This window comes from Mesotoga infera (genome assembly GCA_011045915.1).
GTDB classification, from domain to species: domain Bacteria; phylum Thermotogota; class Thermotogae; order Petrotogales; family Kosmotogaceae; genus Mesotoga; species Mesotoga infera_D.
The window spans coordinates 1-2449 of record DSBT01000324.1; the positions used below are offsets into that span (position 1 = coordinate 1).

Here is a 2449-nt window from a genome sequence, read left to right on the forward strand (position 1 = left end):
ACAGACTACCAACCGAACGCGAGCTTATGGATGAGTTTGGGGTAAGCAGGGCAACTGTCGTTAGGGCGATGACCGAGCTCGAAAATTCCAATGTTGTCAAACGAATACAAGGGAAAGGCACTTTTGTATCTGGAGAAAAGCTAAATCTTCATTTGCCAGGATTAACGGGATTCAGCGAAGATCTCATTATGTCATCTGGGCAACCAAGAACGAAAGTTGTCAGTTATGAAATTGGATCGGAAATGAAAGAGTCAAAGTACTTCTCAGAAGAAGATAGAGAACTCATATACATTGTTAGATTAAGGCTCTCAGGGGAAGATCCCATCGGAATCAACTACAACTATGTCCCATACATCATTGCTAAGACAATCGGATTTCTCCCGGAGAACATCGATGCGAATCCCAGCACCTCCCTTTATGGGCTTCTAGACGAATACGGTTATCAACTTGATTATGCCGATCAGTTTTTGGAGGCCAAGGCGGCTACAAGAACCGAAGCAAAACTTCTCAATATTCCTCCTGGAGCACCGGTAATGAGTTATGAACGAGTGACACATACTACAACAGGAAGAGTTGTTGAATTCGTAAGGGCTACAATCGCTGGAAATGCATATCGTTATAGTATTAGGCTTTACAGAAATGGCTCTGGAAATCAAATTGGGGGAAAGTTTCCTTATCTCAGGAAAAAGGAGTGATGTAGATGTTGAGAAAGGCGTTAGTGTTAATGGTTGTTCTAGGATTGCTCGTCAGTTTCGGTTTTGCTTTGAAGATAGGAGTCACTACAATCACACTTAGACATGAATTCTTTCAAGCAATTGAAGCGGGAATAAGAGATGCTGCCGCTCTAGCAGGAGTTGAAGTTGAAACGTTCGATCCAGATCTGAGCATGGAGAAGCAGGTAGCTGCGATGGAAGATTTCATTCAGAAGAAGGTAGATGCCATTATTCTTATTCCGATCGACGTAAAAGGACTCATTCCAGTTACTACAGAAGCAATTGCAGCTGGAATACCGGTAGTCACTGTAGACATGCCTGTTGAGGTCCCGGGAGTTATTACGTTTGTTGGTACTCCCAATAAGCAAGTTGGCTATGAGCTTGGCTTGGTTGCGAAGGAATACATAGAAAACGAGCTTGGTGGCAAAGCGAAGATAGCGATAGTAAGGTGGCTAGAATCTCAGATTCAGATCGAAAGAACGGAAGGTTTCTTGGAAGCACTTGCGGATATGGACGGTGTGACTTTCGTTGGCGAGTATCAGGGGTATGATCGCGATCAATCATTCAACGCAGTCAGTGACTTGTCTATGGCGCATCCTGATCTAGATTTGATTTACGCTCCGGCAGAGAACTCTGTTGTTGGGGCGCACGCGGCCTTGGAAACCTTTGACCTTCTCGAAAAAATCAAGATAGTTGGTTTCGACATGACAGATGAAGCTCTTAGAGGGCTTAATGATGGATCGATACTGGCTATGGCACAGCAGCAGCCTTACCTTGAAGGAAGAATTGCAGTTCAGGCTCTACTAACCTACATCAAGGGTATGGAAGTTCTAGGAAACGACTGGGTTCCTGAAAACAGTTTGGTTCCGGCGAAGATCTTTACTCCGGATAATGTAGATACGTTCGAGCGCGATCCAACTGAACCAACAGTGAAATAGAGTTGATTATCGACGGCTGGAGGAGTAATGGCTCCTCCATGCCGTTATGCTTTGGGGGCAATGGAAGATGCGGCGAGATTCGAATTCTGGTTCGACTTTAGTTTCAGATAGTAGTGCTTTCACCAAAGAGTGGTTGCTTACCAAAGGAACAACTGTTCTTGGTTTTGTAGCTGTTTTCCTATTTTTCACGTTCTCGACCGACACATTTTTTTCGGTATCAAATTTTCTGAATATTGGCAGGCAGATCGCCTACATTGGGGTACTGTCCGTCGGAATGTCCTTCATTATAATCACCGGAAATATTGATCTTTCAGCCGGTTCAGGAGTCGCTCTCTTCGGAGTGCTTCTAGCTGGCTTCATGGAGCTTAATGGAATCCCTCTATGGATTGCCCTTCCACTCGTTGCAATGATTGCCGCCGCAGTCTACATCGGCCTAGGTTTCATGGTTGCTTATCAGAGGATTCCGGCTTTTATCGTAACGCTGGCAATGTTCACGGCTTTCAGGGGACTGGCCTTCATCTACTCAAACAAACCGATCTACGTCTCTGATCAGTCTTTGAGGATCATGGGACGAGACTCAGTACTCGGAATTCCAATAGCAATATTCATAATGGCTGCCTACTTTTTTATTGCATGGGTTCTTCTTCATAAGTCCCAATTTGGAGCTCACGTATATGCGGTCGGAGATAACGCTGAAGCTGCTCGCCGATTTGACATAAAAACAAAGAAGGTCATTCTTTCGGCTTTTGCAATCCAGGGAGTCTCCGTCGCTCTATGTGCAGCTCTCATCAGTGGCAG

General features: G+C 45.0%; 3 protein-coding genes. All 3 read left to right on the top strand.

Annotated features, from left to right (window positions below; genetic code table 11):
* Positions 1 to 695 (top strand): GntR family transcriptional regulator (locus ENN47_10595; GenBank protein ID HDP78605.1); only part of this gene is annotated, 695 nt, incomplete at its 5' end.
* A gap of 5 nt (positions 696 to 700) precedes the next feature.
* Positions 701 to 1651, top strand: coding sequence for a sugar ABC transporter substrate-binding protein (locus ENN47_10600; protein HDP78606.1), 951 nt, complete (start codon positions 701 to 703; stop codon positions 1649 to 1651).
* A 46-nt stretch (positions 1652 to 1697) separates the two neighbouring features.
* A partial coding sequence (locus ENN47_10605) for an ABC transporter permease (GenBank protein HDP78607.1) occupies positions 1698 to 2449 on the top strand: 752 nt, incomplete at its 3' end.